General features: G+C 72.6%; 5 protein-coding genes. 2 read left to right on the forward strand and 3 right to left on the reverse strand.

The genetic code is table 11. The features are described from left to right. Positions 1 to 70: 70 nt before the first annotated feature. A complete protein-coding gene (locus tag ACP15J_RS11125; RefSeq protein WP_424937055.1) occupies positions 71 to 703 on the forward strand; it encodes a TrmH family RNA methyltransferase in 633 nt (210 codons plus the stop codon). 98 nt (positions 704 to 801) lie between these two features. Here the strand turns inward: ACP15J_RS11125 and ACP15J_RS11130 are convergent, their stop codons facing one another. The 3 genes from ACP15J_RS11130 to ACP15J_RS11140 are packed head-to-tail and all read right to left on the reverse strand — an operon-like array spanning position 802 to position 4,126. Then, positions 802 to 1,827, reverse strand: a complete 1,026-nt coding sequence (locus tag ACP15J_RS11130; RefSeq protein ID WP_424937056.1) for a Gfo/Idh/MocA family protein — start codon at positions 1,825 to 1,827, stop codon at positions 802 to 804. After that, on the reverse strand, positions 1,824 to 2,927 hold the full coding sequence (locus ACP15J_RS11135) for a Gfo/Idh/MocA family protein (protein WP_424937057.1): 1,104 nt from the start codon (positions 2,925 to 2,927) through the stop codon (positions 1,824 to 1,826). Before ACP15J_RS11135 ends, ACP15J_RS11130 begins: the two co-directional genes overlap by 4 nt. Beyond that, positions 2,924 to 4,126, reverse strand: coding sequence for an ROK family protein (locus ACP15J_RS11140; RefSeq protein ID WP_424937058.1), 1,203 nt, complete (start codon positions 4,124 to 4,126; stop codon positions 2,924 to 2,926). Before ACP15J_RS11140 ends, ACP15J_RS11135 begins: the two co-directional genes overlap by 4 nt. A gap of 199 nt (positions 4,127 to 4,325) precedes the next feature. On the opposite strand from ACP15J_RS11140, the gene ACP15J_RS11145 reads away from it, so the two are divergent. Beyond that, positions 4,326 to 5,567, forward strand: coding sequence for an ABC transporter substrate-binding protein (locus ACP15J_RS11145; RefSeq protein WP_424937059.1), 1,242 nt, complete (start codon positions 4,326 to 4,328; stop codon positions 5,565 to 5,567). Positions 5,568 to 5,666 lie beyond the last annotated feature (99 nt).

The following is a 5,666-nucleotide window of genomic DNA, read 5'->3' on the forward strand; positions in this document are numbered from 1 at the left end:
CCCCCGGGGGCGCGGGCCCCCCCCCCTCGGCGCCCGCGCCTCCGGAGCCGGCCGCGGATAGGCTGGCGGGATGGTGTCAGAACCGACCCCCGAGCTCAGCACGCACGGCGTCGGACCCTGGCCGGGCGGGCCCGCGGCCTGGCCCGAGGGCGATCGGTACGATTCCGAGCTCCTCGCGCACGGCGACACCCGCAACGTCGTCGACCGGTACCGGTACTGGCGGATGGAGGCGATCGTCGCCGACCTCGACACCCGTCGTCACCCGTTCCACGTCGCGATCGAGAACTGGCAGCACGACATGAACATCGGCTCGATCGTGCGCAGCGCCAACGCGTTCCTCGCCGACACGGTGCACATCATCGGCCGTCGCCGCTGGAACCGGCGCGGCGCGATGGTGACCGACCGGTACCAGCACGTCGTCCATCACGAGGACGTCGCGGCCTTCGCCGCCTGGGCGGCCGCGGAGCGGATGCCGATCGTCGCCGTCGACAACGTGGCCGGCGCGGTGCCGGTCGACCGTGCCGACCTCCCCGAGCGCTGCGTCCTCCTGTTCGGACAGGAGGGGCCGGGCCTCTCGGACGAGGCGATCGCCGCCGCGGCAGGCCACGTCGAGATCACCCAGTACGGTTCGACGCGGTCGATCAACGCCAGCGCGGCGGCCGCCGTGATCATGTACGAATGGTGCCGCCGCCACGCACGCTGACACGGACTCCCCAGAGACGTCCGCTGGAAGTCCCTGGACCCGCCCTGACGTACGTGAACGCGCCCTGACGTGCGTGGAGGAGGGCAGGCCAGGTCAGGTCAGGGGAGGGGGACGACCGCGCCGTCCTGCGCCGCGGAGGCCAAGGCGGCGGCGACGATCTCGACCGTCCTGACGCCGACCGCGCCGTCGGGCTGCGGCGCTCGCCCCTCACGCACGGCGGCGACGAACTCCGCCAGCAGCAGCGCGTCGAGGTCGGCGCCCACCGGCGTCCAGGTCTCGCCCGTCGCGTCGTGGCCGGCCACGCCCTTCGCGAAGGGACTCACCGTGATCGTCCCCCGCTCGGCGACGATCTGGAGGGTGAGGCCGCCCCAGGTCGGCGAGCTCATCGGCCAGCTCCACGAGCAGTCGATCGTCGCCGCGACGCCGCTCGGGTACCGGAGCGTGACGAGCCCTCCCGTCTCGACGGCGAGCTCTCGCTCCGCGTGCAGGAACCGGTTGGACACCGCGCGCACCGTGTCGGCGCGCTCGCCCAGCAGCTCGTCGAGGAGATCGGCGCAGTGCACGACGTGGTCGACGAGCGCTCCGCCCCCGGCCAGCTCCGGGTCGGTGAACCAGGCGCGGTCCTGCGGGAGCTTGCCGTTGTTGATCCCGGTCACGCCGAGGACGCGGCCGAGGCGGCCGCTGCGGAGCCGCGCGAGCGCGTCGCGGAAGGCGGGGGCGAAGCGCACCGGGTACGCCACCATGAGGACGACGCCGGCGCGCTCGCACGCCTCGCGCATGGCGACGGCGTCGTCGACGGTGGTGGCCAGCGGCTTCTCGCACAGCACGTGCACGCCGGCCGTCGCCGCCCGCTCCACGAGTGCGCGATGACGGGAGTTCTCGGCGGCGACGACCACGGCGTCCGGGCCCCAGGCGAAGGCGTCGTCGTAGGTGTCGACGTAATCCACGCCGAGCTCGGCCGCGAGCTCGGCGCCCCGCGGGGCGCGATCGGGCGCCGCGGCGCCGTCGGGATCCGTCGCGATCAGCTCGACCCCCGGCATGGCGCGCAGGGCGTGGACGTAGCTGAGGGCGTGCGTGTGAGCGAACGACAGGACGGCGATGCGCAGGGGGGCAGGAGTGGTCATCGGGTGGCCTCCTCGGCTTCAGCGACGGACGCGGCGGTCGCGGGGGCGACGAGCGGCACTCCCGGCGCGGGCAGGGCGAGGGGTGCTCCGGAGGCGATGGAGGCGTAGGCGGTCTCGGCGATCGCCACGGCCTCGATGCCGTCGGCGGGGGAGACCCGTACGTCGCCGCCGGTCCGGAGCGCGGCGACGAAGTCGGCGATCTCGGCGTAGTACGGGCTCTCCTGCGGCGACATCGGGGGGAGGTAGTCGGTGCTGCCCTCGGCGAGGACGGCGTCGGCGCGCAGCACGCTCTCCTCCGCGCTGTCGTGGCGCAGGCGTCCCTCGGAGCCCGACACCTCGACGCTCGTGCGGAACGGCATGCCCTCGGCGACCCAGCTCGCGTGCAGGTGGCTGATCACGCCGCTGCGGTGGGTCAGCACCACGTGCGCCGTCACCGGGACGGGGACACGGTCGTCGACGGTCGGCGGGTTCTGCACCGCGTAGACCGATGCGACGGGACCGGCGAACCAGACCGCCTGGTCGATGTCGTGGATCATGAGGTCGCGGATGAGGCCGCCGCCGGTGCTCTCGGAGAAGAACCACGGCGTGCGCGGCGCGGATCCGGCGCGACTGAACCGTTGCACTGCGACGGTGCCGATCCGTCCCGCCTCGATCGCGTCCTTGATGGCCTTGTACTCGCCGAAGTAGCGGACGACGTGGGCGGGGAAGAGACGCACGCCCGCGGCGGCGGCGGCACGGGCGACTCTCGCGGCGTCATCGGCGGTCGCCGCGAGCGGCTTCTCGCACACCACGTGCCGCCCCTTCGCGATCGCCCGGAGCGCGAAGTCCGCGTGGGTGCTGCTGGGCGTGACGATGTCGACGACGTCGACGAGATCGAGGAGGGTGTCGACGTCGGGCACCGCCTCGAATCCATACTCGGCCGCGATGACCTCGGCACCCTGCGCCGAGGTCACGAAGCCGGTGACGCCGAGCGCGCGCCAGGCGTCGGCATGAACGTGGGAGATGCCGCCGGCGCCGATGAGACCGACCCGCAGCGTCTCGGAGGGGAGCGGGCGCGCGTCGGTTCGGCTCTTTCCCGGATGGGGGAGAGCGTCGCTCATGAGTGCTCCTTCGTGGTGGGGAGGGGCTCGATCCTGATGGTGTCGGTTGCGGCGCCCCCGCGCTCGCCGGGCGGCAAAGGGGTCACGCGGGGGGTGGGCAGGCCTTCGATGCAGTAGACCGCGTCGGCGTGCCGGCGGAAGGCGAGGACGAGGGCGCCGTGCGCGGCCGCGTCGGCACCGAGCCGGGCCTCGACGAGGGGGACCTCGAAGGGCAGGCGGATGTGCCGGGGGAGCGCGGCGCGGAGCGGGTCGAGGAGGCGTCCGTGCGCTCCCGACAGGCCGCCGCCGATCACGACCATCGCGGGGTCCACGGTCATCACGAGGGTCGCGATGCCGTGCGCGAGCTCGTCGACGAAGGCGTCCAGCTCGCGTCGAGCCTCGGCGTACCCGCTCTCGGCGAGCGCGAAGACCTCGGCGGCATCCGTCGCGGTGCGCCAGGGGATCTGCCCGGTCTCGGCATCGAGGCCGCGGAAGGCGAGTCTCCCGATGTCGCCGGCCGCGTTGTGCACCCCTCGGCGCGGCCGGCCGCCGAGGATGAGGCCCATCGCGATCCGGTTGCCGACCGAGAGGTAGACGATGTCGTCGACCAGCTGCGCGACCCCCAGGTGGTGCTCGGCGACCGCGGCGAGGCGCACGCCGTTGTCGACGGCGACGGGGCAGGAGAAGGCCTGCTGCAGCTGCGCCCCGATGTCGACGCCCGACCACTCCGGGATCACGACCGAGGCGATCACGCGCCCCGCGTCGTCGACGAGGCCGGGGAGCGAGACGCCGATCGCCCGCACGCGGGAGGAGGGCACTCCGGCATCGGCGAGCGTGGCGCGGATGTCGGCGACGACCGCGCCGAGCTGCGCGGCGCCGTCGCCCTCACCGGCGATCCCCTCGAACCGCCGCTGCGTGGCGACTCGGCCGGCGAGGTCGGAGACGAGCACCCGGACGCTGGCCACGCCCACGTCCACGCCGACGACATGGCCCGCGTCCGCGCGGAACGCGTAGCGGCGGGCGGGCCGCCCTGCCCGACCTGCGGAGGGGCCAGGGGTCTCGGCGACGATGCCGGCCTCGACGAGCGCCGCCATCGCGTTCTCGACCGAGGTGCGGGAGAGCTCGAGCGTCTGCGCGATCTCGGTCACCGTGGCGCTGCCGACGGTGCGCAGATGGTCGGCCGAACGGGCGGCGATCGGCGGGGTTGTGCTGCCGGACATCGTCGCTCCTCTCGTCCTCGTCGGCCAGTTGTCGATCAAATTAGCACATCGCAGTGGGGTATCTGAGAGCGCTCGGCTCATCCTCCCGCGGGTCCCTCCTGAAAGGTCAAGAGATCAGTTTGCTATAGCCCCTTGACGGATTATCACAAGCTGATGTCATAATGGGCTCTACCCTGCACGGTTCTAGCAAAGGAGCACCATGCGCGTCAGCAAGTTCACCGGGGTCGCGGCGGGCATCGCTGCTGCTGCCCTCTTGGCCGGATGCTCGGCGGGAGGGGGCCAGGCCGCCTCCGGCGAGAAGCACGTCACCCTCTGGATGTACCCGGTCGTCGCCGACGAGGCGACGAACAAGAGCTTCTGGGACGACACCATCGCGGCGTTCGAGAAGGAGCACAAGGACATCACGGTCGACTACGAGATCTTCCCGTGGGCGAACCGCGACGAGGCACTGCAGACGGCGATCGCCGCCGGCAAGGGCCCTGACCTCGTCTATCTCGTCCCCGACCAGCTCGCCGCCTACAAGAAGTCGATCGCGCCGATGAACGACCTCCTCAGCGCCGACCGGCAGAAGGACCTCCTGCCCAACGTCAAGGACTCCGTCACGATCGACGGGGACCTCATGGCGGCGCCGGCTCTGACCAGCGCGCAGCCCCTCGTGTGCAACGCCGCGGTGTTCCAGCAGGCGGGCGTCGCCGAGTATCCGAAGACCTGGGACGACGTGAAGAGACTCGCCCCCACCTTCGCCGCCAAGGGCGTCTCGATGCTGAACTACCCGGCCTCGGCGGAGAACACCCTCAACATGACCTTCTACCCGGTGCTGTGGCAGGCCGGCGGCGAGGTCTACGACAAGGACGGCGGCGTCGGCTTCGACAGCGAGGCCGGTGAGAAGGCGCTGACCTTCCTCACGGACCTCGCGAAGGAGAAGGCTCTCGACCCCGAGGCGCTCACCACCAACGTGCCGCTCGAGCAGACCGCGATCGCCCAGGGCAAGGTGGCCTGCACGTTCAACAACGCGGTCACCGAGATCGCACCCTTCTGGGGCAAGGAGAACGTGAAGGTCCTCCCGCCGCTCGAGGGCGAGAAGTCGGTCGCCTACGGCACGGTGGGCTCGCTCGCGGTGCTCAAGGGCTCGAAGGCCCCCGAGGCCGCGGCGGCCTTCGCCGAGTATGCGACCGGTGCCGACGTGATCAAGCCGTTCCTCACCGCGGCCGGCTACTTCTCGGCGCTCAGCACCACCGAGCCGCTGTACGCCGACGATCCGCTGCTCGGCGAGGTCGAGAAGTACGTCCCCGACACCACGGTGGGCCAGCTCGCAACGAGCTCCCGCGCGCTCATGGGCGTGCTGTCGCCGGAGATCCAGGCGGCCCTTCTCGGTCAGAAGTCCCCGGCCGACGCGCTGAAGGACGCCGCGGCCGCCGCGGCTCCGATCCTGAAGAAGTGACCCCTCCGGGGGGGGGGGGCGCGCGCCCCCCCCCCCCCCCCCCCCCCCCCGGGGGGGGGGGGGGGGCGCGCGCCCCCCCCCCCCCCCCCCCGGCGCGGG

It is taken from the genome of Microbacterium sp. S308A+, from assembly GCF_049800815.1.
Classification (GTDB): Bacteria; Actinomycetota; Actinomycetes; order Actinomycetales; family Microbacteriaceae; genus Microbacterium.

What these genes read in the sequence shown, in the direction of transcription:
- ACP15J_RS11125 (WP_424937055.1), top strand. Translation starts at nt 71, where the DNA reads ATGGTGTCAGAACCGACCCCCGAGCTCAGCACGCACGGCGTCGGACCC.
- ACP15J_RS11130 (WP_424937056.1), bottom strand. Translation starts at nt 1,827, where the DNA reads ATGACCACTCCTGCCCCCCTGCGCATCGCCGTCCTGTCGTTCGCTCAC.
- ACP15J_RS11135 (WP_424937057.1), bottom strand. Translation starts at nt 2,927, where the DNA reads ATGAGCGACGCTCTCCCCCATCCGGGAAAGAGCCGAACCGACGCGCGC.
- ACP15J_RS11140 (WP_424937058.1), bottom strand. Translation starts at nt 4,126, where the DNA reads ATGTCCGGCAGCACAACCCCGCCGATCGCCGCCCGTTCGGCCGACCAT.
- ACP15J_RS11145 (WP_424937059.1), top strand. Translation starts at nt 4,326, where the DNA reads ATGCGCGTCAGCAAGTTCACCGGGGTCGCGGCGGGCATCGCTGCTGCT.